This window comes from Streptomyces sp. NPDC030799 (assembly GCF_055572255.1).
In genome coordinates this window covers 21,765-47,333 of the sequence record NZ_JBVIDS010000004.1, presented here as the reverse complement: position 1 = coordinate 47,333, position 25,569 = coordinate 21,765, and the positions used below count along the sequence as shown (strand labels likewise).

Annotated in this window: 22 protein-coding genes; 19 read left to right on the top strand and 3 right to left on the bottom strand. The window is 70.8% G+C overall.

Translation table 11 applies throughout. The features are described from left to right. The first annotated feature begins 77 nt into the window (after window positions 1–77). Window positions 78–659, top strand: a complete 582-nt coding sequence (locus tag ACZ41I_RS11170; RefSeq protein ID WP_468513906.1) for an HdeD family acid-resistance protein — start codon at window positions 78–80, stop codon at window positions 657–659. Between the two features lie 197 nt (window positions 660–856). Further along, window positions 857–1,351, top strand: coding sequence for an ATP-binding protein (locus ACZ41I_RS11165; RefSeq protein WP_468514094.1), 495 nt, complete (start codon window positions 857–859; stop codon window positions 1,349–1,351). Between the two features lie 648 nt (window positions 1,352–1,999). Here ACZ41I_RS11165 and idi read toward each other — a convergent pair. The 3 genes from idi to galE form a co-directional block, all read right to left on the bottom strand. Beyond that, on the bottom strand, window positions 2,000–2,593 hold the full coding sequence (gene idi / locus ACZ41I_RS11160; protein ID WP_363219388.1) for an isopentenyl-diphosphate Delta-isomerase: 594 nt from the start codon (window positions 2,591–2,593) through the stop codon (window positions 2,000–2,002). A gap of 169 nt (window positions 2,594–2,762) precedes the next feature. After that, entirely contained in the window at window positions 2,763–3,704 is a 942-nt protein-coding gene (locus tag ACZ41I_RS11155; protein ID WP_363219389.1) for a cation diffusion facilitator family transporter, read from the bottom strand. Between the two features lie 147 nt (window positions 3,705–3,851). Continuing rightward, window positions 3,852–4,823, bottom strand: a complete 972-nt coding sequence (galE, locus tag ACZ41I_RS11150) for a UDP-glucose 4-epimerase GalE (protein WP_399765745.1) — start codon at window positions 4,821–4,823, stop codon at window positions 3,852–3,854. A 364-nt stretch (window positions 4,824–5,187) separates the two neighbouring features. On the opposite strand from galE, the gene ACZ41I_RS11145 reads away from it, so the two are divergent. The 17 genes from ACZ41I_RS11145 to ACZ41I_RS11065 all read left to right on the top strand — a co-directional run bounded on the left by ACZ41I_RS11145 (window position 5,188) and on the right by ACZ41I_RS11065 (window position 25,455). Continuing rightward, window positions 5,188–6,996 (top strand): DUF5941 domain-containing protein, encoded by a 1,809-nt coding sequence (locus tag ACZ41I_RS11145; RefSeq protein WP_468513905.1) that lies wholly within the window; start codon window positions 5,188–5,190, stop codon window positions 6,994–6,996. Beyond that, the gene (locus tag ACZ41I_RS11140) at window positions 6,993–7,745 is read left to right on the top strand and encodes a phosphocholine cytidylyltransferase family protein (protein ID WP_468513904.1); all 753 of its coding nucleotides are present in this window, start codon (window positions 6,993–6,995) and stop codon (window positions 7,743–7,745) included. The genes ACZ41I_RS11145 and ACZ41I_RS11140 overlap by 4 nt, the downstream gene beginning before the upstream one ends. Next, window positions 7,733–8,794 carry an iron-containing alcohol dehydrogenase family protein gene (locus tag ACZ41I_RS11135; protein ID WP_363217863.1) on the top strand — a complete coding sequence of 354 codons (1,062 nt, stop codon included), beginning with the start codon at window positions 7,733–7,735 and terminating at the stop codon, window positions 8,792–8,794. Before ACZ41I_RS11140 ends, ACZ41I_RS11135 begins: the two co-directional genes overlap by 13 nt. Further along, window positions 8,772–9,551 (top strand): CDP-alcohol phosphatidyltransferase family protein, encoded by a 780-nt coding sequence (locus tag ACZ41I_RS11130; protein WP_363217864.1) that lies wholly within the window; start codon window positions 8,772–8,774, stop codon window positions 9,549–9,551. Before ACZ41I_RS11135 ends, ACZ41I_RS11130 begins: the two co-directional genes overlap by 23 nt. A gap of 8 nt (window positions 9,552–9,559) precedes the next feature. Then, window positions 9,560–10,432: a glycosyltransferase family 2 protein gene (locus ACZ41I_RS11125; protein WP_468513903.1), complete on the top strand. Its 873-nt coding sequence runs from the start codon at window positions 9,560–9,562 to the stop codon at window positions 10,430–10,432. Window positions 10,433–10,492: 60 nt separating this feature from the next. After that, the gene (locus ACZ41I_RS11120) at window positions 10,493–11,422 is read left to right on the top strand and encodes an ABC transporter permease (protein WP_399765732.1); all 930 of its coding nucleotides are present in this window, start codon (window positions 10,493–10,495) and stop codon (window positions 11,420–11,422) included. Then, a complete protein-coding gene (locus ACZ41I_RS11115; protein WP_363217867.1) occupies window positions 11,415–12,212 on the top strand; it encodes an ABC transporter ATP-binding protein in 798 nt (265 codons plus the stop codon). Before ACZ41I_RS11120 ends, ACZ41I_RS11115 begins: the two co-directional genes overlap by 8 nt. A gap of 359 nt (window positions 12,213–12,571) precedes the next feature. Further along, window positions 12,572–13,468 (top strand): squalene synthase HpnC, encoded by an 897-nt coding sequence (gene hpnC, locus ACZ41I_RS11110; protein WP_399765728.1) that lies wholly within the window; start codon window positions 12,572–12,574, stop codon window positions 13,466–13,468. Continuing rightward, a complete protein-coding gene (gene hpnD / locus ACZ41I_RS11105; protein ID WP_363217869.1) occupies window positions 13,465–14,427 on the top strand; it encodes a presqualene diphosphate synthase HpnD in 963 nt (320 codons plus the stop codon). The genes hpnC and hpnD overlap by 4 nt, the downstream gene beginning before the upstream one ends. 193 nt (window positions 14,428–14,620) lie before the next feature. Further along, window positions 14,621–16,054 (top strand): hydroxysqualene dehydroxylase HpnE, encoded by a 1,434-nt coding sequence (hpnE, locus tag ACZ41I_RS11100; RefSeq protein ID WP_399765726.1) that lies wholly within the window; start codon window positions 14,621–14,623, stop codon window positions 16,052–16,054. Continuing rightward, window positions 16,054–17,187, top strand: coding sequence for a polyprenyl synthetase family protein (locus ACZ41I_RS11095; RefSeq protein WP_363217872.1), 1,134 nt, complete (start codon window positions 16,054–16,056; stop codon window positions 17,185–17,187). Before hpnE ends, ACZ41I_RS11095 begins: the two co-directional genes overlap by 1 nt. A gap of 118 nt (window positions 17,188–17,305) precedes the next feature. Beyond that, on the top strand, window positions 17,306–19,336 hold the full coding sequence (gene shc / locus ACZ41I_RS11090; protein WP_468513902.1) for a squalene--hopene cyclase: 2,031 nt from the start codon (window positions 17,306–17,308) through the stop codon (window positions 19,334–19,336). After that, window positions 19,333–19,974 carry a phosphorylase family protein gene (locus tag ACZ41I_RS11085; protein ID WP_399765717.1) on the top strand — a complete coding sequence of 214 codons (642 nt, stop codon included), beginning with the start codon at window positions 19,333–19,335 and terminating at the stop codon, window positions 19,972–19,974. The genes shc and ACZ41I_RS11085 overlap by 4 nt, the downstream gene beginning before the upstream one ends. Before the next feature lie 5 nt (window positions 19,975–19,979). After that, window positions 19,980–21,002, top strand: a complete 1,023-nt coding sequence (hpnH, locus tag ACZ41I_RS11080) for an adenosyl-hopene transferase HpnH (protein ID WP_363217875.1) — start codon at window positions 19,980–19,982, stop codon at window positions 21,000–21,002. Window positions 21,003–21,006: 4 nt separating this feature from the next. Further along, window positions 21,007–22,140, top strand: a complete 1,134-nt coding sequence (ispG, locus tag ACZ41I_RS11075) for a flavodoxin-dependent (E)-4-hydroxy-3-methylbut-2-enyl-diphosphate synthase (RefSeq protein WP_468513901.1) — start codon at window positions 21,007–21,009, stop codon at window positions 22,138–22,140. Window positions 22,141–22,174: 34 nt separating this feature from the next. Next, entirely contained in the window at window positions 22,175–24,073 is a 1,899-nt protein-coding gene (dxs, locus tag ACZ41I_RS11070) for a 1-deoxy-D-xylulose-5-phosphate synthase (RefSeq protein ID WP_363217877.1), read from the top strand. Beyond that, window positions 24,070–25,455, top strand: a complete 1,386-nt coding sequence (locus ACZ41I_RS11065; protein ID WP_468513900.1) for an aspartate aminotransferase family protein — start codon at window positions 24,070–24,072, stop codon at window positions 25,453–25,455. The genes dxs and ACZ41I_RS11065 overlap by 4 nt, the downstream gene beginning before the upstream one ends. Window positions 25,456–25,569 lie beyond the last annotated feature (114 nt).

Genomic DNA, 25,569 nt, shown 5'->3' with positions numbered 1-25,569 from the left:
CCGGCGTTACCGATTCCTTCCCGTGGGGACATATAGGGAGGGAGGGTGCAAAAACGGAGGAGGCCGAGGAGGCGGCGATGGCCAAGTTCCGCACACGCAGGCCCAAGGACAAAGCGGCGAAGCTGCGCCATGGCTTCGGCTTGCTCGCCGCGCTCGGCGTGATCCTCGTCATCGCCGGGATCGTGGGACTCGTCTACACCGCCGCCGCCACGCTCACCTCGATGCTGCTGTTCGGCTGGCTGCTGCTGATCGGCGGGATCGTCGGCCTGCTGCACTCGGTCCAGGCCCGAGGCACCAGCTTCTTCTGGCTCGGCGTCATCGTCGCCGCGCTGAACATCGCGGCCGGAGTCGTCGTCATCCGCCTGCCGCACGCGGCCGCCGTCGCCCTCACCATGTTCGCCGCGCTGCTGTTCCTCTCCGCAGGCGTCTTCCGGCTGGTCGGCAGTCTGGTGGTGCGCGGTTCGCAGTTCGGCTGGACGCTGCTCCTCGGCGCCTTCGACCTGCTGCTCGGGATCCTGGTCCTCGGCTCCTGGCCGAGCAGCAGCCAGTACGTCATCGGCACGTTCCTCTCGCTCGCCCTGCTCTTCGACGGGCTCGGCCTCGTGGCCACCGGCTACGGCGGGCGGCGGGTCGTCGGGCTCGTCTCCGAGGAGCGCTAGCCCCGACCCGACGAACCGATTAGTTCGGGAACCGGCGCCGGTGCGACAGGAACAGTCCCACACGTGACCGTGTCATACGCACTCGGTCATGAACCGCTCGATACTCGGTGACTTGCGTTCAGATACAAAGTCCGCAGCGCATCGTTACCAACACTCGACGTGTGGTGACAATCGAGCGCGAGGGTGGCGACCGGACGATGGACAACCATGGGCGCGGGGACGGCCCGCGCCCAGCGGGGGAGGCCGAGCGGTCGTCCGAACCACTGCCGTACGAGGGCGTCTGGCGGTTCACCGCCGCCGCGGTGGACGCCTCGGTCCCGCAGGCCCGGCACGCCGTCCGGGACCTGCTGCTGCGCCAGGGCGTACCGGTCTCCGACGAGCTGGTGTACGGCCTGCTGCTGATCGTCTCCGAGCTGGTCACCAACGCGGTGCGGCACGCGGCGCTGCTGTCGCCGATGCTGGCCGTGGAGGTCGCCGTCGGAGCCGAGTGGGTGCGGGTGTCCGTGGAGGACAACCACCCCTACCGCCCGACCGCGCTGGAGGCCGACCACGGCCAGACCGGCGGCCGGGGCCTGCTCCTGGTCCGCGAGGTGGCACGGGAGGCGGGCGGCATGGTCGACGTGGAGCACACCGCAAGCGGCGGCAAGGTGATCTGGGCCGCCCTGCCGCTCAAACCGACGGCGTTTCCGTAGCACCGCACATCCTGCGACGGTCCGCGGAGCCGCTCACCCCGCGGGCTTCCCCAGAGCCGCTTACGCCTGCGGCGGGTCTGCGGAGCTGCACAGGCCGGCGGCGATTCCGTAGAACCGCCACGCCCTGCGGCGTTTCCGTGGGATCGCTCACGCCCCGCGACGCTCCCGCGGAGCAGCTCACCCCCGCGGACTTACTCGGGGCCGCTTAGGCCTGCGGCGGGTCTGGGGAGCGGATCAGGCCGGCGGCGATTCCTGGAGCCGCCAGGCCCAGCGACGGTCCGCGGAGCCGCTCAGGCCGGCGGCGTTTCCGTGGGATCGCTCACGCCCCGCGACGCTCCCGCGGAGCAGCTCACCCCCGCGGGCCTATCTCAGAGCCGCTTACGCCTGCGACGGTCCGCGGAGCGGCTCAGGCCGGCGGCACTTGCGTGGAGCCCGCCACGCCCTGCGACGGTCCGCGGAGCCGCTCACGCCGGCGCCGCTCCCGTAGAACCGCCGCGTCCTGCGGCAGTCTCGCGGAGCAGCTCACGCCGCGGGGGCTTCCGCAGAGCCGCTCATGCCTGCCACGGTCCGCGGAGCTGCTCAGGTCGGCGGCGGTGCCGTGGAGCCGCCCGGTGCTCGTGCTGGCAGGCGGGTGTGGTGAGGGAGCGCTCACCAGCCCGCGGACGGGCCCGTCAGCTCCCTGATCGCCGGACGGGCCGCGTCCAGGACGGTCATGAACCAGGCCGAGAACGGGTCGCGGGCGTGCCGCTCCGCCAGCTCGGCCGCCGTCACGAAGGCCGTGTCCCCGACCTCGTCCGGGTCCACCGCCGGCGGCGCCTGCACCAGGCCGACGAACAGGTGATTGTACTCCTGCTCGACCAGGCCCGAGGCCGGGTCCGGGTGGTTGTAGCGGACGGTGCCCGCCTCCGCCAGCAGCGACGGGGACACGCCCAGCTCCTCGAACGTGCGCCGGGCCGCGGCCGCGAACGGTGCCTCGCCCGGGTACGGGTGGCCGCAGCAGGTGTTGGACCACACACCGGGGGAGTGGTACTTGCCGAGCGCCCGCTGCTGCAGCAGCAGCCGGCCCTGCTCGTCGAAGAGGAAGACCGAGAAGGCGCGGTGCAGCTGTCCCGGCGGCTGGTGGGCGGCGAGCTTCTCCGCCGTGCCGATCGTCACACCCTTCTCGTCGACAAGTTCCAGCAAAATCGCCTCTGCGGTGCCGTTCGACGAACTGTGCGTCTCGGTGGCAGGTGTGATCGGCATACCCATCCTTCGCCTCGGTCTTCGCACCCCAAGTCTGCCGTACGAATCCGGCACTCCCGGCACGTCCGCAGGTGTGGCGGTACCGGAAGCGGGACCCGGTAGATCATCGTGCCCGGTCAGGCGATCACGGAACCGTCCGGGGCGGGTACCGAACTCATGTGTGATGCCCTCAGTGGCAGAGCCGTGCCTCGTGCTCCGCGTGCCCGCCCGGCTCCAGCTGGAAGGTGCAGTGCTCCACATCGAAGTGATCGCCGAGACAGCCCTGCAGCTCGTGCAGCAGCTTCTCGTGGCCGATGGCGCTGAGCACGTCCGAACTGACCACCACGTGCGCCGACAGCACCGGCATGCCGGAAGTGATCGTCCAGGCGTGCAGGTCGTGTACGTCCTCGACGCCGTCCAGCGCCAGGATGTGCGCCCGCACCTCGGACATGTCGACGTTCTTCGGGGCCGCCTCCAGCAGCACGTCCAGCGTCTCGCGCAGCAGCTTCAGCGTCCTCGGCACGATCATGACGCCGATGACCAGCGAGGCCACCGGGTCGGCGGCCTGCCAGCCGGTGGTCAGGATCACCGCGGCCGAGATCAGCACCGCGACCGAGCCCAGCGCGTCCGCGGCGACCTCCAGGAAGGCGCCGCGCACATTCAGGCTCTCCTTCTGTCCGCGCATCAGCAGGGTCAGCGAGACGCTGTTCGCGACCAGGCCGATCAGACCGAACACGACCATCACGCCGCCCCGGGTGTCCGCGGGTGTCACGAACCGCTGGACCGCCTCGTACAGGACGTATCCGCCGACGCCGAGCAGCAGCAGGCAGTTGGCCAGGGCGGCCAGGATCTCGGCGCGGGCGTAGCCGAAGGTGCGGTTGGTGCTCGGCGGGCGGTTCGCGAAGTGGATCGCGAGCAGCGCCATGCCGAGACCCACCGCGTCGGTCGCCATGTGCGCCGCGTCCGCGATCAGCGCGAGCGAATCCGCCACCAGGCCGCCGATGATCTCGACGACCATGATCATCAGCGTGATGCCCAGCGCGATCCGCAGCCGGCCCCGGTACGCGGCCGCGGCCGTACCCGTGGCCGGCGCATGCGTGTGCGCGTGCCCGTGGTCGTGCCCTGCCCCCATGCCAACCGCCCTTCCGTATCTGTCCGGCAGGGCCCAGTCAACTACGGGTGGGGGGTATGGGGCAACGCGGCACTGAACACCGTTGTCATCTGCCCTGACCTGCGGAAACGTTCCGCAGGTCAAGACGGGTGCAGCGGTCGGCCCGGCTCACCCGCCGTGGTGCAGCTGCCAGCCCCGCCACGCCGACTCGACCATCTCGCGCACCCCGCGCCCGGCCCGCCAGCCGAGGGTCTCTGCGGCCCGCTCGGCCGAGGCGACCGCACGCGGAGCGTCCCCCGGCCGGCGCCCCTCGACCACGGGCTCCCGGCGGTCCCCGGTAACGTCCCCGATGACCGTGATCAGCTCGCGCACCGAGACGCCCTCGCCCCGCCCGATGTTCAGCGTCAGATCCCCGGACAGGTCGCCGTCGGCGAGCCGCCGCGCCGCCGCGAGATGTGCCTCGGCGAGGTCGGCCACATGGATGTAGTCGCGGATGCAGGTGCCGTCCGGCGTCGGATGGTCGGCACCGAAGATCCGCGGGGCCTCGTCGCGGGTGAGCCGGTCGAAGACCATCGGCACGATGTTGAACACGCCGGTGTCCGCCAGCTCCGGCGCCACGGCGCCCGCCACGTTGAAGTACCGCAGGCACACCGTGGAGATCCCGTGCGCCTTTCCGGCCGCCCGCACCAGCCACTCCCCGGCCAGCTTGGTCTCGCCGTAGGGGTTCACAGGCGCGCACGGGGTGTCCTCGGTGATCAGGTCCACGTCAGGGTTGCCGTACACCGCCGCCGACGAGGAGAACAGCAGGCGGTCGATCCCCGCCTCGGCGACCGCGTCCAGCAGCGTGGCGAGGCCGCCGACGTTCTCCCGGTAGTAGCGGGTGGGCTGGGCCACCGACTCGGCGACCTGCTTGCGCGCCGCCAGGTGGACGACGCCCGTGACGCCGTACTCCGCGAAGACTCGCTTCAGCAGGTCCCCGTCGAGCGTCGAACCCTCGACGAGCGGGACGTCGGCGGGGAGCCGCTCGGGCACCGCCGCCGACAGGTCGTCCAGCGCCACGACCTTCTCCCCGGCGCCGGCCATGGCCCGTGCCACGTGCGCCCCGATGTATCCGGCACCGCCGGTGATCAGCCACGTCATGGTTGTTCACCCTATGCGGGGCGGAGGTCGGAGGGCGATGTGCAGAGCTCGGAGGGCGATGTCGTGTGCCGGGTGCGCGTGGTCGCGCGCGCGGCGGTAGCCGGATGCCGGCACAGCCTCGCGCCCCTTCGGTGCGCTTCGCCCGGGTCTGCGCACACGGGTTTGTGGGGCGGGCCCCGGATCACCCATGATGATCGCGGCAAAGGCCGGGGCAGCCCCCGTGGGCCGGGCCGTGAACGGCCGGTGAACATGGGCTTCCGCCCATCCGATACCCTCTGCCGACATGCCGCCCGGGTGCCAAAGGCAGGGCGCCCCACCACGTGAGAGACCGGCGCCCCCGCCGGCACCCAGGGAGTGAGTTCGGTTGCCGACCGCCATTGTCACCGGTCAGCCGGTCCCCGGATCGTCTCTGGAGAACGATCTGCGGTCGCTCGGCTTCGACGTCCGGGTGGCAGCGGACGCCGCCGAGGCCGAGGCCCTGCTCGCCGCCGCTCCGGCCGACGACCGTGTGGCCCTGGTCGACGCCCGCTTCGTGGGCCACCAGCACGCCCTGCGCCTCGGCCTGACCGACCCGCGCTTCCCGCTCTCCGCCGTCCCCGGCGCCGTCACCGCCCAGCCGGCCGCCCGGCAGGCGCTGACCCGGGCCGTGGCCCGCGAGACCTCGTCAGGCGGCGGTACCGCGCCGGCTGTGGACAGCCTCGCCGACCGGATCGTCGCCGCCCTCGGCACCGACGGCTGCGAGATGCACCGTCCCGAGCTGGGCAGCCTGGTCGCCGCCGTCCCCGCCGACCCGCAGGCCCGCAACGAGGCACGGCAGGCCGTCGCCGCCGTCGACGACGAGGCCGTACGCCTGAAGTCGGCGGTGAAGTCCCGCGACGGTTTCTTCACCACGTTCTTCATCAGCCCCTACTCGCGCTACCTCGCCCGCTGGTGCGCCCGCCGGGGCCTGACCCCGAACCAGGTCACCACCGCCTCGCTGCTCACCGCCCTGATAGCGGCGGGCTGTGCGGCGACCGGCACCCGGGCCGGCTTCGTCGCGGCCGGTGTGCTGCTGATCGCGTCCTTCGTGCTGGACTGCACCGACGGCCAGCTCGCCCGTTACGCCCTGAAGTACTCCACCCTCGGCGCCTGGCTCGACGCCACGTTCGACCGGGCCAAGGAGTACGCCTACTACGCCGGCCTCGCCCTCGGCGCGGCCCGGGGCGGCGACGACGTGTGGGCCCTCGCCCTCGGCGCGATGATCCTGCAGACCTGCCGGCACGTGGTCGACTTCTCCTTCACCGAGGCCAACCACGACGCCACCGCCAACACCAGCCCCACCGCCGCCCTCTCCGACAAGCTGGACAGCGTCGGGTGGACGGTCTGGGTGCGGCGGATGATCGTCCTGCCCATCGGTGAGCGCTGGGCGATGATCGCGATCCTCACCGCGGCCACCACCCCGCGGATCACTTTCTACGTCCTGCTCGTCGGCTGCGCCTTCGCGGCGACGTACACCACGGCCGGCCGGGTGCTGCGGTCCCTGACCCGCAAGGCGCGGCGCACCGACCGGGCCGCCCGGGCGCTGGCGGACCTCGCCGACTCCGGGCCGCTGGCGGACGCCCTCCAGCGGGTCGCCCGGCGTGGCCTGCCGGGTCTCGCCGTCCCCGCCGTCGCCCTGCTCGGCGGCGCCGCGGCCGTCGCCTGCTCGGCCCTGACCGGTTACGGCTCGGTCCTGCCGGTCATCGGCGCCCTGGTCTATGTCCTCACCTCGGCCCTTGCCGTCGCCCGCCCCCTCAAGGGCGCCCTCGACTGGCTCGTCCCGCCCTTCTTCCGGGCCGCCGAGTACGGCACCGTCCTCGCCCTCGCGGGCAAGGCGGGGGTGAACGGAGCGCTGCCGGCGGCTTTCGGGCTGGTGGCCGCCGTCGCCTACCATCACTACGACACGGTGTACCGCATCCGCGGCAACGCCGGAGCGCCCCCGGCCTGGCTGGTGTGCGCCATCGGGGGGCACGAAGGGCGGACGCTGGTCGTCACCGTTCTGGCCGCGGTGCTCACCGCCTCGCAGTTCACGGTCGCGCTCACGGTCCTCGCCGTGGCCGTCGCCCTCGTGGTGCTCGTCGAGAGCATCCGTTTCTGGGTCGCCGCTCACAGGGAGGGCGCCCCAGCCGTACACGACGAAGGAGAACCCGCATGATCGGCCTCGTGCTGGCGGCCGGCGCCGGACGCCGTCTGCGCCCCTACACCGACACTCTGCCCAAGGCGTTGGTGCCGGTGGGGCCCGCGGGCATAGAGGGCGAACCGACCGTGCTGGACCTCACCCTCGCCAACTTCGCCGAGGTGGGTCTGACGGAGGTCGCGATCATCGTCGGCTACCGCAAGGAGGCCGTCTACGAGCGCAAGGCGGCTCTGGAGCAGAAGTACGGCCTCAAGCTCACCCTGATCGACAACGACAAGGCCGAGGAGTGGAACAACGCCTACTCCCTGTGGTGCGGCCGTGACGCCCTCAAGGACGGCGTGATCCTCGCCAACGGCGACACCGTGCACCCGGTCTCCGTCGAGAAGACGCTGCTCGCCGCGCGCGGTGAGGGCCGTCGCATCATCCTCGCCCTGGACACGGTGAAGAGCCTCGCCGACGAGGAGATGAAGGTGGTCGTCGACCCCGAGAAGGGCATGACGAAGATCACCAAGCTGATGGACCCGGCCGAGGCGACCGGCGAGTACATCGGCGTCACGCTGATCGAGGGCGACGCCGCCGCCGAGCTGGCCGACGCGCTGAAGACGGTCTGGGAGACCGACCCGCAGCAGTTCTACGAGCACGGCTACCAGGAGCTGGTCAACCGCGGCTTCAAGATCGACGTGGCGCCGATCGGCGACGTCCAGTGGGTCGAGATCGACAACCACGACGACCTCGCCAAGGGACGGGAGATCGCGTGCCGCTACTGACCCGGCTGATTCCCTCGCCGGTCGTCGTGGACATCCGCCCGGGTGCCCTGGACGACCTGGCCTGCGTCCTCGCCGACGAGCGCATCGCGCAGTCCGGCCGGCTCGCCGTCGCCGTCAGCGGCGGCTCCGGCGCGAGGCTGCGCGAGCGCATCGCCCCCTCGCTGCCCGGCGCCAGCTGGTACGAGGTCGGCGGCGGCACCCTCGACGACGCGATCCGGCTGGCCGGCGAGATGAAGTCCGGCCACTACGACGCGGTGATCGGACTCGGCGGCGGCAAGATCATCGACTGCGCCAAGTTCGCCGCGGCCCGCGTCGGCCTGCCCCTGGTGGCCGTGCCGACGAACCTCGCGCACGACGGCCTGTGCTCGCCGGTGGCGACCCTCGACAACGACGCCGGGCGCGGCTCCTACGGCGTGCCGAACCCGATCGCCGTCGTCATCGACCTGGACGTGATCCGCGAGGCCCCGGCCCGCTTCGTCCGGGCCGGCATCGGCGACGCGATCTCCAACATCAACTCGGTCGCGGACTGGGAACTGTCCCACCGCATCAACGGCGAGAAGATCGACGGTCTCGCCGCGGCCATGGCCCGCCAGGCCGGCGAGGCGGTCCTCAGGCACCCCGGCGGCATCGGCGACAACGGCTTCCTCCAGGTGCTCGCAGAGGCGCTGGTCCTGACCGGCATCTCGATGTCGATCTCCGGCGACTCGCGGCCCGCCTCCGGCTCCTGCCACGAGATCAACCACGCCTTCGACCTGCTGTTCCCCAAGCGTGCCGCCGCCCACGGCGAGCAGTGCGGGCTCGGCGCGGCCTTCGCGATGTATCTGCGCGGGGCGCACGAGGAGGCGGTCCACACGGCCGCGGTGCTGCGCCGGCACGGGCTCCCGGTGCTGCCGGAGGAGATCGGCTTCACCGTGGACGAGTTCGTGCGGGCGGTGGAGTTCGCCCCGGAGACCCGCCCCGGCCGCTACACGATCCTCGAACACCTCGACCTCAAGACGAACCAGATCAAGGACACCTACGCCGACTATGTCAAGGCCATCGGTAGCTGAACTCCGTCCGGTCGTCCATCCCGCGGGGGTGAAGGACCGCCGCAGCGGTGAGCACTGGATGGGACGCCTCTACATGCGCGAGGTGTCCCTGCGGGTCGACCGCTACCTGGTGAACACCAGGGTCACGCCCAACCAGCTCACGTACCTGATGACCGTCTTCGGCGTGCTCGCGGCCCCGGCACTCCTGGTGCCGGGGATCTGGGGCGCGGTGCTCGGCGTGGTGTGCGTCCAGCTGTATCTGCTGCTGGACTGCGTCGACGGCGAGATCGCGCGCTGGAAGAAGCAGTACTCGCTGAACGGCGTCTACCTGGACCGGGTCGGCGCCTATCTGACCGACGCCGCCGTGCTGGCCGGCTTCGGCCTGCGCGCCGCCGACCTGTGGGGCGGCGGCCGTATCGACTGGCTCTGGGCCTTCCTCGGCACGCTGGCCGCGCTCGGCGCCATCCTCATCAAGGCCGAGACCGACCTCGTCGGCGTCGCCCGGCACCAGGCCGGCAAGCCTCCGGTGCAGGAGGCCGCCGCCGAGATGCGCTCCTCCGGCATGGCGCTGGCCCGCCGGGCCGCCGCCGCCCTCAAGTTCCACCGGCTGATCCTGGGTATCGAGGCGTCCCTGCTCATCCTGGTCCTGGCCCTCGCCGACCAGGCGCGCGGCGACCTGTTCTTCTCCCGGCTGGGTGTAGCGGTGCTGGCCGGCATCGCCCTGCTGCAGACCCTGCTGCACCTGGTGTCCATCCTCGCCTCCAGCAGGCTGAAGTGAGTACCGCCATGCGTGTCGGCGCAGTCATCATCACCATGGGCAACCGGCCCGAGGAGCTGCGGGCTCTGCTCGACTCGGTCGCCAAGCAGGACGGCGACCCCGTCGAGGTGGTCGTCGTCGGCAACGGCTCGCCCGTGCCGGACGTCCCCGACGGCGTGCGCACGATCGAGCTGCCCGAGAACCTGGGCATCCCGGGCGGCCGCAATGTCGGCATAGAGGCCTTCGGGCCCAGCGGCCGCGATGTCGACATATTGCTCTTCCTCGACGACGACGGCCTGCTCGCCCGCCACGACACCGCCGAGCTGTGCCGCGAGGCGTTCGAGGCCGACCCGGAGCTCGGCATCATCAGCTTCCGCATCGCCGACCCCGAGACCGGCGAGACCCAGCGCCGGCACGTGCCCCGGCTGCGCGCCTCCGACCCGATGCGCTCCTCCCGGGTCACCACGTTCCTCGGCGGTGCCAACGCCGTCCGCACCCGGGTCTTCGCCGATGTCGGCGGCCTGCCGGACGAGTTCTTCTACGCCCACGAGGAGACCGACCTGGCCTGGCGGGCCCTGGACGCCGGCTGGATGATCGACTACCGCTCCGACATGGTGCTGTACCACCCGACGACCGCGCCCTCGCGGCACGCGGTCTACCACCGCATGGTCGCCCGCAACCGGGTGTGGCTGGCCCGGCGCAACCTCCCCGCGCTCCTGGTCCCCGTCTACCTCGGTGTCTGGCTGCTGCTCACGCTGCTGCGCCGTCCCTCCCGGCCGGCCCTGAAGGCGTGGTTCGGCGGATTCCGGGAAGGCTGGACCACGCCGTGCGGACCGCGCCGGCCCATGCGCTGGCGCACGGTGTGGCGGCTGACCCGGCTGGGCCGGCCCCCGGTGATCTGAGAAGCTTCTCTTACCCGAAGAGAGCAAGCTTCTTACTGAGAGAGTTCCGGATTTCCACTCGTGAGTCATACAACGCATGACGGCGGTGTCGCGGTGAGCGCGATACCGTCGCCCGACGAGGGGCTGAGTGCGGCGCAGCTCGCCGCCAGGTACGGGCTCGCCGTGAGCGGTGCCCGGCCCTCGCTGGCCGAGTACGTCCGCCAGCTGTGGGGGCGGCGCCACTTCATCCTCGCCTTCTCGCAGGCGAAGCTGACGGCCCAGTACAGCCAGGCCAAGCTCGGCCAGCTGTGGCAGGTCGCGACACCGCTGCTCAACGCGGGCGTGTACTACTTCATCTTCGGCGTGATCCTGCACGCGAGCCGCGGCCTGTCCCAGGACGTGTACATCCCGTTCCTGGTCACGGGTGTGTTCGTCTTCACCTTCACGCAGAGCTCGGTCATGTCGGGCGTCCGTGCGATCTCCGGCAATCTCGGTCTGGTGCGTGCCCTGCACTTCCCGCGCGCCTCACTGCCGGTCTCCTTCTCGCTGCAGCAGCTCCAGCAGCTGCTCTTCTCGATGATCGTGATGTTCGTCGTGGCGATCGGCTTCGGCAGCTATCCGAGCCCCGCCTGGCTGCTGATCGTGCCCGTCCTGCTGCTGCAGTTCCTGTTCAACACCGGGCTCGCGCTGATCGTGGCCCGCATGGGCGCCAAGACGCCGGACCTCGCCCAGCTGATGCCGTTCGTCCTGCGCACCTGGATGTACACCTCGGGTGTCATGTTCTCCATCAACAAGATGATGGAGGGCCGCTCCGAGATCGCGGCCCGGCTGCTCCAGGTCAACCCGGCCGCGGTCTACATGGACCTGATGCGTTACGCGCTCATCGACGGCTACGGCGCCTCGAACCTGCCGCCGCACGTCTGGGCCGTCGCACTGTTCTGGGCCGTGGTCGTCTTCGCCGGCGGCTTCGTGTACTTCTGGAAGGCGGAGGAGAGGTACGGCCGTGGCTGAGCAGAACACACCGGACCCCGGGGAACGCCGCCCGACGGTCATCGCGGACGACCTGCACATCGTCTACCGCGTCAACGGGGCCAAGACCGGCAAGGGCAGCGCGACGGCGGCTCTCAGCCGGATCCTGAAGCGAGGCTCCGACGATGCGGCACGGGGCGTGCGCAAGGTGCACGCCGTGCGCGGTGTGTCCTTCGTCGCCTACCGCGGCGAGGCCATCGGCCTGATCGGCTCCAACGGCTCCGGCAAGTCCACGCTGCTGCGCGCCATCGCCGGCCTGCTGCCCGCCGAGAAGGGCAAGGTCTACACCGACGGCCAGCCCTCCCTGCTCGGTGTCAACGCGGCCCTGATGAACGACCTGACCGGCGAACGGAACGTCATCCTGGGCGGCCTCGCGATGGGGATGTCCCGGGAGCAGATCAAGGAGCGCTACCAGGACATCGTCGACTTCTCGGGCATCAACGAGAAGGGCGACTTCATCACGCTGCCGATGCGCACGTACTCCTCCGGCATGGCGGCCCGGCTGCGGTTCTCCATCGCCGCCGCGAAGGACCACGACGTCCTCATGATCGACGAGGCGCTCGCCACCGGTGACCGCAAGTTCCAGAAGCGCTCCGAGGAACGCATCCGGGAACTGCGCAAGGAGGCCGGAACGGTCTTTCTGGTCAGTCACAACAACAAGTCCATCCGCGACACCTGCAACCGCGTCCTGTGGCTGGAGCGCGGTGAGCTGCGTATGGACGGACCGACCGAAGAGGTTTTGAAGGAGTACGAGAAGTTCACGGGCAAGTAGCCTGTTTCGGTCAGGGCCCCGCCGGAACCGTCCGGCGGGGCCCTGTGTCCGTAAAGGAACCGTCAACTCCGGCCAGTGTCAGGAATCTTGGAACCAATCGGTGTGTTGTTGTGATGCGCAGGACACCCCGACGGACCTTGCAGCGTTGTACAACGTAAGCTGTACCAGTGCTGGAAAGCGGCAAGTGGGGCGATAATGCGCGACACCCTGCGCCGGTGAGACCCCGCGAATTGCCGGGCGGCGTGTCCGAAATAGTGTGTATTGGGTCGGCAGTGTAGAACGGGAGATGTGACGGCAATGGCTACGGAAACTCCCCAGCTCAACGCAGCATGTGCCGTCCCCGCCGCGGGCAGCGCCCGATGACGGCCACCGATACGGCGCCGGACCTGGAACGCGCCACCCTCGACAAGGCCGCCGGCGAGAATTTTCCGGTCGCCCCCTTCTTCCTGCCCCGGGCATGGCGTGACGACCTCATGGCCGTCTACGGCTTCGCCCGTCTGGTCGACGACATCGGTGACGGCGACCTCGCCCCGGGCGGGGCCGACGCCCGGATGCTCGGCGTGCCGTCCGCCGACGCCGAGGACCGCCTGGTCCTCCTCGACGCCTTCGAGGCCGACCTGCGCCGCGTCTTCGACGGCACCCCGCGCCATCCGCTGCTGCGCCGGCTGCAGCCCACGGTCCGCCGCCGCTCCCTCACCCCCGAGCCCTTCCTCGGACTGATCGCCGCGAACCGCCAGGACCAGCTCGTCACCCGCTACGAGACCTACGACGACCTCCTCGCCTACTGCGAACTGTCCGCCAATCCCGTCGGCCGCCTCGTCCTCGCCGTCACCGGCACCGCCACCCCCGAGCGGATCCGGCTGTCCGACGCGATCTGCACCGCGCTGCAGATCGTGGAACACCTCCAGGACGTCGCCGAGGACCTGGGCCGCGACCGGATCTATCTCCCGGCCGCGGACATGAAGCGCTTTCACGTCCAGGAAACGGATCTTGGCGCAAAAACCGCGGGCGCATCGGTGCGCGCCCTGGTTGCATACGAAGCGCAACGCGCCCGCGATCTGCTGAATGAAGGCGCCCCCCTGGTGGGTAGCGTCCACGGCAGGCTGAAGCTGCTGCTCGCAGGGTTCGTGGCGGGGGGAAGGGCGGCGATCCACGCGATCGCCGCCGCCGAATACGACGTACTTCCCGGCCCGCCCCGACCCGGCAAGGTCCAGTTGCTGCGTGAGGCGGGCGTGATCCTGCGAGGAGAGGGGTGATCCGGACCGTGGATTCTCCGTCGCACGTGTCCGCACCGGTACTCGCCGCCTACAGCTACTGCGAGACCGTCACCGGGCAGCAGGCCCGCAACTTCGCCTACGGCATCCGCCTGCTGCCCACGCCGAAGCGCCGCGCCATGTCGGCGCTGTACGCGTTTTCCCGGCGTGTCGACGACATCGGCGACGGCGACCTGGCCGGCGAGGTGAAGCTGAAGCGGCTTCAGGACACCCGGGCGCTGCTCGCCCGGGTCCGGGAGGACGAGGTGGAGGAGGACGACACCGATCCGGTCGCCGTGGCGCTCGCCCATGCGGCACGCGCTTTCCCGATCCCGCTCGGCGGCCTCGACGAGCTGATCGACGGCGTCCAGATGGACGTGCGCGGCGAGACCTACGAGACCTGGGACGACCTGAAGGTCTACTGCCGGTGTGTCGCCGGTGCCATCGGCCGCCTCTCGCTCGGTGTGTTCGGCACCGAACCGGGAGCGCGCGGCGCCGAGCGCGCACCCGAGTACGCCGACACGCTCGGCCTCGCCCTGCAGCTCACCAACATCCTCAGGGACGTCCGCGAGGACGCGGCCGGCGGCCGTACCTATCTGCCCGCCGACGACCTCGCCAAGTTCGGCTGCGCGGCCGGGTTCGACGGGCCCACGCCACCGGAGGGCTCCGACTTCGCGGGCCTCGTGCACTTCGAAGTGCGGCGGGCCCGCGCCCTCTTCGCCGAGGGCTACCGGCTGCTGCCCATGCTCGACCGGCGCAGCGGTGCCTGCGTGGCCGCCATGGCCGGCATCTACCGCCGGCTGCTGGACCGCATCGAGCGCGACCCCGAGGCCGTGCTGCGCGGCCGGGTCTCGCTGCCCGGACGCGAGAAGGCCTACGTCGCCGTACGCGGCCTGTCCGGCCTCGACACCCGGCACGTGACCCGCCATGTCTCCCCGCGGTCCGTCAGGAGGCGCGCCTGATGGGCCTCACCGAACCAGGAGACACGGGCGAGGCAACCCTCGGCAGCGGCGTGGCGTCCCTGACAGCGACGGCCGACCGTGCGGGCGCCCCGAAGGGGTGCGGGGAACCGCGCGATCAGCCACAACGGGCCCGCAGACGGCCAACGGCCCATCACGGCATGGCCCGCGGAGCGCTCGCACGGAAGGACGCACCATGAGCGACGGCTCCCGCCCCGCACGGACGCACGGCACCGCGGAACCGGAAGGTGCCGCAAGCCGCCGCGCCGTCGTGGTCGGCGGCGGGCTCGCCGGGATCACCGCGGCGCTCGCGCTCGCCGACGCGGGCGTCCGTGTCACCCTGCTCGAAGGCAGGCCCAGACTGGGCGGCCTCGCCTTCTCCTTCCAGCGCGGCGAACTGACCGTGGACAACGGCCAGCACGTCTACCTGCGCTGCTGCACCGCCTACCGCTGGTTCCTCGACCGGATCCAGGGCGCGGCGCTGGCACCGCTGCAGGACCGCCTGGACGTGCCCGTCGTCGACGTCACCAAGCCCGAGGGCAGACGGCTCGGCCGGCTGCGGCGCGACCCGCTGCCCGTCCCCCTCCATCTGGGGCGCAGCCTGGCCGCCTATCCGCATCTCTCGCTCGCCGAGCGCGCCGCGGTCGGGCGGGCCGCGCTCGCGCTGAAGGGGCTCGACCTCGCCGATCCGGCCCTGGACACGCAGGACTTCGGCAGCTGGCTGGCCGCACAGGGCCAGTCCGCGCGCGCCGTCGAGGCCCTGTGGGACCTGGTCGGGGTCGCCACCCTCAACGCGGTCGCGGGCGACGCCTCGCTGGGGCTCGCCGCGATGGTGTTCAAGACCGGTCTGCTGTCCGACCCGGGCGCGGCCGACATCGGCTGGGCCCGCGTCCCGCTGGGCGAACTGCACGACCGGCTGGCCCGCAAGGCGCTCGACTCCGCGGGCGTCCGTACCGAGGTCCGTACACGCGTCACCTCCGTCTCTATCAACGAGAACGGCACCTGGAGCGTTCAGGTTCCCGGCGAGTGCCTCGAAACCGACGCCGTCGTCCTCGCCGTACCCCAGCGAGAGACCCACGACCTGCTGCCGCCCGGCGCACTCGACGCCCCCGGGCAGCTGCTGCGGATCGGCACCGCGCCGATCCTCAACGTCCATGTCGTCTACGACCGCAAGGTGCTCGCACGCCCCTTCTTCGCGGCCCTCGGCACCCCGGTGCAGTGGGTCTTCGACCGCACGGACGCCTCCGGACTGACCGAGGGTCAGTACCTGGCGCTGTCCCAGTCGGCCGCGCAGGACGAGATCGACCTGCCGGTCGCCGACTTGCGCGAGCGCTATCTGCCCGAGCTGGAGCGGCTGATCCCGGGTACCCGCGGCGCCGTGGTGAAAGATTTCTTCGTGACCCGGGAGCGCACGGCCACGTTCGCCCCCACCCCCGGCGTCGGACGGCTGCGGCCCGGCGCCCGCACCAAGGCCCCCGGCCTGTACCTGGCCGGAGCGTGGACCGCCACCGGGTGGCCCGCGACCATGGAGAGTGCGGTCCGCAGTGGAGTGAGCGCGGCCGACGCCGCACTCAGCGCCCTCGGCCGGCCCCGCCCCCGCCACCTCTTCGAGTTCGAGGAGGCGGCCTGATGCCCGACCGGCACGCGGCAGGCCCCCGCACCCCCGGTACCGCGACAAGAGGAGAGACTGTGCCCACTGTGCCCCCGGCTTCGACGCCCGTCCCACGGGCCGCGGTGGACGTGACCGCGCTGCTGGAGCGCGGCCGGACCCTGGCCACTCCCGTCCTGCGTGCGGCCGTGGACCGGCTGGCGCCTCCCATGGACACCGTCGCCGCCTATCACTTCGGCTGGATCGACGCCGCCGGCAACCCGGCCGACGGCGACGGCGGCAAGGCCGTGCGTCCCGCGCTCGCCGTACTCTCCGCCGAGGTCACCGGCGCCGCGCCCGAGGTGGGCATCCCGGGTGCCGTGGCCGTGGAACTCGTCCACAACTTCTCACTGCTGCACGACGACCTGATGGACGGCGACGAGCAGCGCCGGCACCGCGACACCGTCTGGAAGGTGCACGGCCCCGCCCAGGCCATCCTGGTCGGCGACGCCCTGTTCGCCCTCGCCAACGAGATCCTGCTGGAGCTCGGCACGGTCGAGGCCGGCCGCGCCACCCGCCGGCTGACCACCGCCACCCGCGCCCTGATCGACGGTCAGGCGCAGGACATCTCCTACGAGCACCGCGACCGGGTCAGCGTCGAGGAGTGCCTGGAGATGGAGGGCAACAAGACCGGCGCGCTGCTCGCCGCCTCCAGCTCCATCGGCGCGGTCCTCGGCGGCGCGGACGACGCCACCGCCGACGCGCTGGAGAAGTACGGCTACCACCTCGGCCTCGCCTTCCAGGCGATCGACGACCTGCTCGGCATCTGGGGCGACCCGGAGGCCACCGGCAAGCAGACCTGGAGCGACCTGCGCCAGCGCAAGAAGTCCCTGCCGGTCGTCGCCGCGCTCGCGGCCGGCGGCCCCGCCTCCGAGCGGCTCGGCGAGATCCTCGCCGCGGACGCCAAGAGCAGCGACTTCGAGAACTTCTCCGAGGAGGAGTTCGCGGCCCGCGCGGCCCTCATCGAGGAGGCCGGCGGCCGCGCCTGGACGGCCGAGGAAGCGCGCCGTCAGCACACCATCGCCATCGAAGCCCTCGACGCCGTCGACATGCCCGAGCGGGTACGCGACTCCTTCACGGCGCTCGCCGACTTCGTCGTCGTACGAAAGAGATGATCCCTATCGGCCCAACACGCCTCGCGTAGTCGCCGGCCGGTGCCGCAGGATGGTGCGGACACCGGCCGACGGCGGACCCACAGCAGCACGACTCGCACGACTGCACGAAGGGGAAGCCATGACAGCGACGACCGACGGAAGCACCGGGGCGACTGTGCCGCCCCGCGCTGCCGCGGCCAGCGACACCACCCTCACCACCCCCGAGGCGGCCGGGGTACGCGAAGCCGCCGTACGCGCCACCCGGCGTGCCACCGACTTCCTGCTCGCGCGGCAGGACGCCCAGGGCTGGTGGAAGGGCGACCTGGAGACCAACGTCACCATGGACGCCGAGGACCTGCTGCTCCGTCAGTTCCTGGGGATCCGCGACGAGCACACCACGCAGGCCGCCGCCAGGTTCATCCGCGGCGAGCAGCGCGAGGACGGCACCTGGGCCACCTTCTACGGCGGGCCCGGCGAACTGTCCACCACCATCGAGGCGTACGTCGCCCTGCGCCTGGCCGGTGACGCGCCCGACGAGGCGCACATGGCGAAGGCGTCCGCCTGGATCCGTGAGCGCGGCGGCATCGCCGCCGCCCGGGTCTTCACCCGGATCTGGCTCGCCCTGTTCGGCTGGTGGAAGTGGGAGGACCTGCCCGAACTCCCGCCGGAACTCATCTGGTTCCCCACCTGGATGCCGCTGAACATCTACGACTTCGGTTGCTGGGCCCGGCAGACCATCGTGCCGCTGACCATCGTCTCGGCCAAGCGCCCGGTGCGCCCCGCGCCCTTCCCGCTGGACGAGCTGCACACCGACCCGGCGCACCCGAAGCCCGTGAAGCCGCTTGCTCCGCTGGCCAGTTGGGACGGCGCCTTCCAGCGCCTGGACAAGGCGCTGCACCGGTTCCGCAAGGTCGCCCCGCGCCGGCTCCGCAGGGCCGCGATGAACACCGCCGCCCGCTGGATCATCGAGCGGCAGGAGAACGACGGCTGCTGGGGCGGCATCCAGCCCCCGGCCGTGTACTCGGTCATCGCCCTCCACCTGCTCGGCTACGACCTGGAGCATCCGGTGATGCGCGAGGGCCTCGCCTCGCTGGACCGTTTCGCCGTGTGGCGCGAGGACGGCGCCCGGATGATCGAGGCCTGCCAGTCCCCGGTGTGGGACACCTGCCTCGCCACCATCGCGCTCGTCGACGCGGGCCTCCCGGCCGACCATCCGCAACTGGTCAAGGCGGCCGACTGGATGCTCGGCGAGGAGATCGTCCGGCCCGGCGACTGGTCCGTACGCCGGCCCGGGCTGCCGCCGGGCGGCTGGGCGTTCGAGTTCCACAACGACAACTACCCGGACATCGACGACACCGCCGAGGTCGCCCTCGCGCTGCGCCGGGTCCGGCACCACGACCCCGAGCGTGTGGACAACGCCATCGGGCGCGCGGTGCGCTGGAATCTCGGGATGCAGTCGAAGAACGGCGCATGGGGCGCCTTCGACGTCGACAACACCAGCCCGTTCCCCAACCGGCTGCCGTTCTGCGACTTCGGCGAGGTCATCGACCCGCCCTCCGCCGATGTCACCGCGCACGTCGTGGAGATGCTCGCCGCCGAGGGACTCGCCCACGATCCCCGTACCCGCCGGGGCATCGACTGGCTGCTCGCCGAACAGGAGCCGAACGGCTCGTGGTTCGGCCGCTGGGGCGTCAACTACATCTACGGCACCGGGTCCGTCGTACCGGCGCTCACCGCCGCCGGGCTGCCCGGCTCGCACCCGGCGATCCGACGGGCCGTGTCCTGGCTGGAGAGCGTCCAGAACGACGACGGCGGCTGGGGCGAGGACCTGCGCTCCTACAAGTACGTCAAGGAATGGAGCGGCCGGGGCGCGTCCACCGCCTCGCAGACCGCGTGGGCGCTGATGGCCCTGCTCGCGGCGGGGGAGCAGGACTCGAAGGCCGTCGAGCGCGGCATCCAGTGGCTCGCCGACACCCAGCGGGCGGACGGAACCTGGGACGAGCCGTACTTCACCGGCACCGGCTTCCCCTGGGACTTCTCCATCAACTACCACCTGTACCGGCAGGTCTTCCCGCTCACCGCGCTCGGCCGGTACCTGCACGGCGACCCCTTCGAGCGAGGCCTCCTCGCCGGGAAACCGCTGTCCGGGGCCAAGGTGAGTTTGAGTTGAGCACCCCGCCCGCCCCGGCCCCGCTGCTGATCGCCTGCGCCCTCGGCATCGAGCACCTCGCCCTGCGCACCGGCGACCACAGCGGTGCCGGCGGGCCGGTCACCTTCGTCCGTACGGGCATGGGTCCCCGGGCGGCGGAACGGTCCGTCACCGGGTATCTGTCCGAGCCGCACCTTGCCGACGCCGCCGTGCTGGCCACCGGCTTCTGCGCCGGGCTCGCCCCCGGCATGCACCCCGGCGATCTGGTGGTCGCCGAGGAGACCCGGGACCCGCGCGGCACCGTCGCCTGCGTGGGCACCGAACTGCTGGTCAAGGAACTCGTGCGGCTGCTGCCCGGGCGCACGGTCCACACCGGCCCGCTCACCGGCTCCGACCACGTCGTACGCGGCCCCGAGCGGTCCCAGCTGCTCGCGACCGGCGCGATCGCGGTCGACATGGAGTCGGCGGCCACCCTGCTGAGCGCCGTCCGGATCAGTGAGCGTCCGGTTGCGGCCGTACGGGTGGTCGTGGACGCCCCTGAACACGAACTCGTGCGGATCGGCACGGTGCGCGGTGGAATATCGGCCTTCCGTGTTCTTCGATCCGTTCTTCCCGCATTTTTCGAATGGCACCGTTCTTTGCTGCTCCCCCGGAGGTGAGCCAGATGGCCATGCCGCTGCGTCAGTCCATCAAGGTCGCTACTTACCTGGCTGAACAGAAACTGCGCAGGCGGGACAAGTTTCCGCTCATCGTCGAGCTTGAACCGCTCTTCGCCTGCAACCTCAAGTGCGAGGGCTGCGGCAAGATCCAGCATCCGGCGGGTGTGCTCAAGCAGCGCATGCCGGTCGCCCAGGCCGTGGGCGCGGTGCTGGAGTCCGGTGCGCCGATGGTCTCCATCGCCGGTGGCGAGCCCTTGATGCACCCTCAGATCGACGAGATCGTGCGCCAGCTGGTGGCCAAGCGGAAGTATGTCTTCCTGTGCACCAACGCGATGCTGTTGCGCAAGAAGATCGACAAATTCAAGCCCTCTCCCTATTTCGCCTTCGCCGTGCACATCGACGGTCTGCGTGAGCGGCACGACGAGTCGGTCGCGAAGGAGGGCGTGTTCGACGAGGCGGTGGAGGCCATCAAGGAGGCCAAGCGGCGCGGTTTCCGGGTGACCACCAACTCCACCTTCTTCAACACCGACACCCCGCAGACCATCATCGAGGTGCTCAACTTCCTCAACGACGACCTGAAGGTCGACGAGATGATGATCTCGCCCGCCTACGCCTACGAGAAGGCCCCCGACCAGGAGCACTTCCTCGGCGTGGAGCAGACCCGCGAACTCTTCAAGAAGGCGTTCGCGGGCGGCAACCGCAAGAAGTGGCGGCTCAACCACTCCCCGCTCTTCCTGGACTTCCTGGAGGGCAAGGTCGACTTCCCGTGCACCGCGTGGGCGATCCCGAACTATTCGCTCTTCGGCTGGCAGCGCCCGTGCTACCTGATGAGCGACGGGTACGTGCCGACGTACCGCGAACTCATCGAGAAGACCGACTGGGACAAGTACGGCCGCGGCAAGGACCCGCGCTGCGCCAACTGCATGGCGCACTGCGGGTACGAGCCCACCGCCGTCCTCGCCACCATGGGCTCCCTGAAGGAGTCGCTGCGGGCCATGCGCGAGACCGTCTCCGGGAACCGGGAGTGACGCGGTGACCGCCGTCCCCCTGGGCGTTCCCGAGGTACCGGCCCGGCCGGTGGCACCGCGGCGGCAGTCGCGGCAGATCCAGGTCGGGCCGGTGGCGGTCGGGGGCGGAGCCCCGGTGTCGGTGCAGTCGATGACGACGACCCGTACGTCGGACATCGGCGCCACCTTGCAGCAGATCGCGGAACTCACCGCGTCCGGCTGCCAGATCGTCCGTGTCGCCTGCCCCACGCAGGACGACGCGGACGCCCTCGCCACCATCGCCCGCAAGTCGCAGATCCCCGTGATCGCGGACATCCACTTCCAGCCGAAGTACGTCTTCGCGGCCATCGAGGCCGGCTGCGCGGCGGTCCGGGTGAACCCGGGCAACATCAAGAAGTTCGACGACCAGGTGCGGGAGATCGCCCGCGCCGCCAAGGACCACGGCACGCCGATCCGTATCGGGGTCAACGCCGGTTCGCTGGACCGGCGGCTGCTGCAGAAGTACGGCAGGGCCACCCCGGAGGCGCTGGTCGAGTCGGCCCTGTGGGAGGCCTCGCTCTTCGAGGAGTACGACTTCCGGGACATCAAGATCTCGGTGAAGCACAACGACCCGGTCGTGATGATCGAGGCCTACCGGCAGCTCGCCGAGAGCTGCGACTACCCCTTGCATCTGGGGGTGACCGAGGCGGGTCCCGCGTTCCAGGGGACGATCAAGTCGGCCGTGGCCTTCGGGGCGTTGCTGTCCCGGGGCATCGGCGACACCATCCGCGTCTCCCTGAGCGCGCCGCCGGCGGAGGAGGTCAAGGTCGGTATCCAGATCCTTGAGTCCCTGGGCCTGCGGCAGCGGCGTCTGGAGATCGTCTCCTGCCCGTCCTGCGGCCGGGCGCAGGTCGACGTCTACAAGCTCGCCGACGAGGTCACGGCGGGCCTGGACGGCATGGAAGTGCCGCTGAGGGTCGCGGTGATGGGGTGTGTGGTCAACGGTCCGGGCGAGGCCCGTGAGGCCGACCTCGGAGTTGCCTCGGGCAACGGAAAGGGGCAGATCTTCGTCAAGGGAGAGGTCGTCAAGACCGTACCCGAGTCGAAGATCGTGGAGACCCTCATCGAGGAGGCCATGAAGCTCGCCGAGCGGACGAGCCCCGCAGACGAAGTGAGTTGAGTACAGCACGGCACGGACCGAGAGGGGGCCCAGCGTGACCATTCTGGAGAGCATCCGGGGACCACGCGACCTGAAGGCGCTGTCCGAGGCGGAACTGGGTGAACTGTCCGAGGAGATACGTGAGTTCCTGGTGCACGCGGTGTCGAGAACCGGCGGTCACCTCGGACCCAATCTGGGCGTGGTGGAACTGACCGTCGCGCTCCACCGGGTCTTCGAGTCACCGGTCGACCGCATCCTGTGGGACACCGGACATCAGAGTTACGTCCACAAGCTGCTGACCGGGCGTCAGGACTTCTCCAAGCTGCGCGGCAAGGGCGGCCTGTCCGGCTATCCCTCGCGCGAGGAGTCCGAACACGACGTCATCGAGAACAGCCACGCCTCCACCGCGCTCGGCTGGGCCGACGGCCTGGCCAAGGCCAACCAGGTGCAGGGGGAGAAGGGCCATGTGGTCGCGGTCATCGGCGACGGCGCGCTGACCGGCGGCATGGCCTGGGAGGCGCTGAACAACATCGCGGCGGCCAAGGACCGCCCGCTGATCATCGTCGTCAACGACAACGAACGCTCCTACGCCCCGACCATCGGCGGCCTCGCCAACCACCTGGCCACCCTGCGCACCACCGACGGCTACGAGAAGGTCCTCGCCTGGGGCAAGGACGTCCTCCTGAGGACACCCGTCGTCGGCAGCACGATCTACGAGTCCCTGCACGGCGCGAAGAAGGGCTTCAAGGACGCCTTCGCGCCGCAGGGCATGTTCGAGGACCTGGGCCTGAAGTACGTCGGCCCGATCGACGGCCATGACATCGGCGCCGTCGAGTCGGCGCTGCGCCGCGCGAAACGGTTCCACGGCCCGGTGCTGGTCCACTGCCTCACGGAGAAGGGCCGCGGCTACGAGCCCGCCCTCGCCCACGAGGAGGACCACTTCCACACCGTCGGTGTGATGGACCCGCTGACCTGCGAGCCGCTCGCGCCCGCCCAGGCCCCCTCCTGGACCTCGGTGTTCGGCGACGAGATCGTACGGATCGGCGAGGAACGGGACGACGTCGTTGCCATCACGGCGGCCATGCTGCACCCGGTCGGCCTCGGCAAGTTCGCCGAGCGATTCCCCGACCGCGTGTGGGACGTGGGCATCGCCGAGCAGCACGCGGCCGTCTCCGCGGCCGGCCTCGCCACCGGCGGACTGCACCCGGTCGTCGCCGTCTACGCCACCTTCCTCAACCGCGCCTTCGACCAGCTGCTCATGGACGTCGCCCTGCACCGCTGCGGGGTCACCTTCGTCCTCGACCGGGCCGGCGTCACCGGGGCCGACGGCGCCTCCCACAACGGCATGTGGGACATGTCGATCCTCCAGGCCGTCCCCGGCCTCAGGATCGCCGCCCCGCGCGACGCCGGCCGGCTGCGCGCCCAGCTGCGGGAGGCCGTGGCCGTGGACGACGCGCCGACCCTGGTCCGCTTCCCGAAGGAGTCGGTCGGGCCGGACATCCCGGCGATCGACCAGGTCGGCGGCATGGACGTCCTGCACCGCGCGGACCGCCCGGACGTGCTCCTGGTGGCCGTCGGCGTGATGGCATCCGTGTGCCTCCAGGCCGCCGAGCTTCTGGCGGCACGGGGTGTCAACTGCACCGTGGTCGACCCGCGCTGGGTCAAACCGGTCGACCCGGCCCTGCCCGGTCTGGCCGCCGAACACCGTCTGGTGGCCGTCGTCGAGGACAACAGCCGGGCCGGCGGGGTGGGTTCGGCGGTGGCACTGGCCCTCGGGGACGCCGACGTGGACGTGCCGGTACGGCGGTTCGGCATCCCGGAGCAGTTCCTCGCGCACGCCAAACGCAGTGAGGTGCTGGCCGACATCGGCCTCACGCCCGTCGAGGTCGCCGGACGGATCAGCGCGAGCCTGGCCGTCCGGCACATGGACGGCACAGTCAAGGAGAAGGAATGACCACGGAGTTCGACCTCGGCGCCCTCTTGGCCGAGCGCGGAGCCGAACGCTACGAGCTGCACACCAAGTACCTCAACCCGCAGCTCCCGCGCATGCTGCACACCATCGGCTTCGACAAGGTCTACGAGCGGGCCGAGGGCGCCCACTTCTTCGACGCGGACGGCAACGACTACCTGGACATGCTCGCCGGGTTCGGTGTGATGGGCCTGGGCCGCCACCACCCGGTCGTCCGCAAGGCGCTGCACGACGTGCTCGACCTGGACCTCGCCGACCTCACCCGGTTCGACTGCCAGCCGCTGCCCGGCCTGCTCGCCGAACGGCTGCTTGCCCACAGCCCGCACCTGGACCGGGTGTTCTTCGGCAACAGCGGCACGGAAGCCGTGGAGACGGCCCTGAAGTTCGCCCGGTACGCCACCGGAAAGCCCCGTGTCCTCTACTGCGATCACGCCTTCCACGGTCTGACCACCGGCTCCCTGTCGGTCAACGGCGAGAGAGGCTTCCGTGACGGCTTCGCCCCGCTGCTGCCCGACACCGCCGTACCCCTCGGTGATCTCAACGCCCTGGCCCGCGAGTTGAAGAAGGGTGACGTGGCCGCCCTCATCGTCGAGCCCATCCAGGGCAAGGGCGTGCACGAGGCCCCTCCCGGCTATCTGCGCGCCGCGCAGGAGCTGCTGCACAAGCACAAGGCGCTGCTCATCGCCGACGAGGTGCAGACCGGTCTCGGCCGCACCGGCGACTTCTACGCCTACCAGCACGAGGACGGTGTCGAACCCGACCTGGTGTGCGTGGCCAAGGCCCTGTCCGGCGGGTATGTCCCGGTCGGCGCCACCCTCGGCAAGGACTGGATCTTCAAGAAGGTCTACTCGTCCATGGACCGGGTGCTGGTCCACTCGGCGAGCTTCGGCTCGGGCGCGCAGGCGATGGCGTGCGGCCTCGCCGTGCTGTCGGTCATGGAGAACGAGCAGATCGTCGCCGGCGTCCGCAGGACCGGCGAACTGCTGAAGTCACGGCTGACCGCGCTGATCGACAAGTACGAACTCCTCGCCGACGTGCGCGGGCGGGGCCTGATGATCGGCATCGAGTTCGGCAGGCCGTCCTCGCTCAAGCTCCGCGGCCGCTGGACCGTGCTGCAGGCCGCCCGCAAGGGACTGTTCGCGCAGATGGTCGTCGTGCCGCTGCTGCAGCGGCACCGGATCCTCACCCAGGTCTCCGGTGACCACCTGGAGGTGATCAAGCTGATCCCGCCGCTGATCCTCGACGAGGCGGACGTCGAGCGGTTCGTGGACGCCTTCACCGCCGTGATGGACGACGCGCACAGCGGCGGCGGCCTGATGTGGGACTTCGGCAAGACCCTGATGAAGCAGGCGGTGGCGGGCCGCTGAGGACGCCCGCACCGGGCGCCGGCCGGGGAGTACCAGGAAGGGGGATGACGTCGAGGCGCCTTGCCTCACAGGCAAGGAAATTGCCGCTCGGGCAAGAATCGGGCTGAATGGAGG

Excerpts from the sequence above, each read along its gene's own strand:
- ACZ41I_RS11170 (WP_468513906.1), top strand. The coding sequence starts at position 78 with ATGGCCAAGTTCCGCACACGCAGGCCCAAGGACAAAGCGGCGAAGCTG.
- ACZ41I_RS11165 (WP_468514094.1), top strand. The coding sequence starts at position 857 with ATGGACAACCATGGGCGCGGGGACGGCCCGCGCCCAGCGGGGGAGGCC.
- idi (WP_363219388.1), bottom strand. The coding sequence starts at position 2,593 with ATGCCGATCACACCTGCCACCGAGACGCACAGTTCGTCGAACGGCACC.
- ACZ41I_RS11155 (WP_363219389.1), bottom strand. The coding sequence starts at position 3,704 with ATGGGGGCAGGGCACGACCACGGGCACGCGCACACGCATGCGCCGGCC.
- galE (WP_399765745.1), bottom strand. The coding sequence starts at position 4,823 with ATGACGTGGCTGATCACCGGCGGTGCCGGATACATCGGGGCGCACGTG.
- ACZ41I_RS11140 (WP_468513904.1), top strand. The coding sequence starts at position 6,993 with ATGATCGGCCTCGTGCTGGCGGCCGGCGCCGGACGCCGTCTGCGCCCC.
- ACZ41I_RS11130 (WP_363217864.1), top strand. The coding sequence starts at position 8,772 with ATGTCAAGGCCATCGGTAGCTGAACTCCGTCCGGTCGTCCATCCCGCG.
- ACZ41I_RS11125 (WP_468513903.1), top strand. The coding sequence starts at position 9,560 with ATGCGTGTCGGCGCAGTCATCATCACCATGGGCAACCGGCCCGAGGAG.
- hpnC (WP_399765728.1), top strand. The coding sequence starts at position 12,572 with ATGACGGCCACCGATACGGCGCCGGACCTGGAACGCGCCACCCTCGAC.
- hpnE (WP_399765726.1), top strand. The coding sequence starts at position 14,621 with ATGAGCGACGGCTCCCGCCCCGCACGGACGCACGGCACCGCGGAACCG.
- ACZ41I_RS11095 (WP_363217872.1), top strand. The coding sequence starts at position 16,054 with ATGCCCGACCGGCACGCGGCAGGCCCCCGCACCCCCGGTACCGCGACA.
- shc (WP_468513902.1), top strand. The coding sequence starts at position 17,306 with ATGACAGCGACGACCGACGGAAGCACCGGGGCGACTGTGCCGCCCCGC.
- hpnH (WP_363217875.1), top strand. The coding sequence starts at position 19,980 with ATGGCCATGCCGCTGCGTCAGTCCATCAAGGTCGCTACTTACCTGGCT.
- ACZ41I_RS11065 (WP_468513900.1), top strand. The coding sequence starts at position 24,070 with ATGACCACGGAGTTCGACCTCGGCGCCCTCTTGGCCGAGCGCGGAGCC.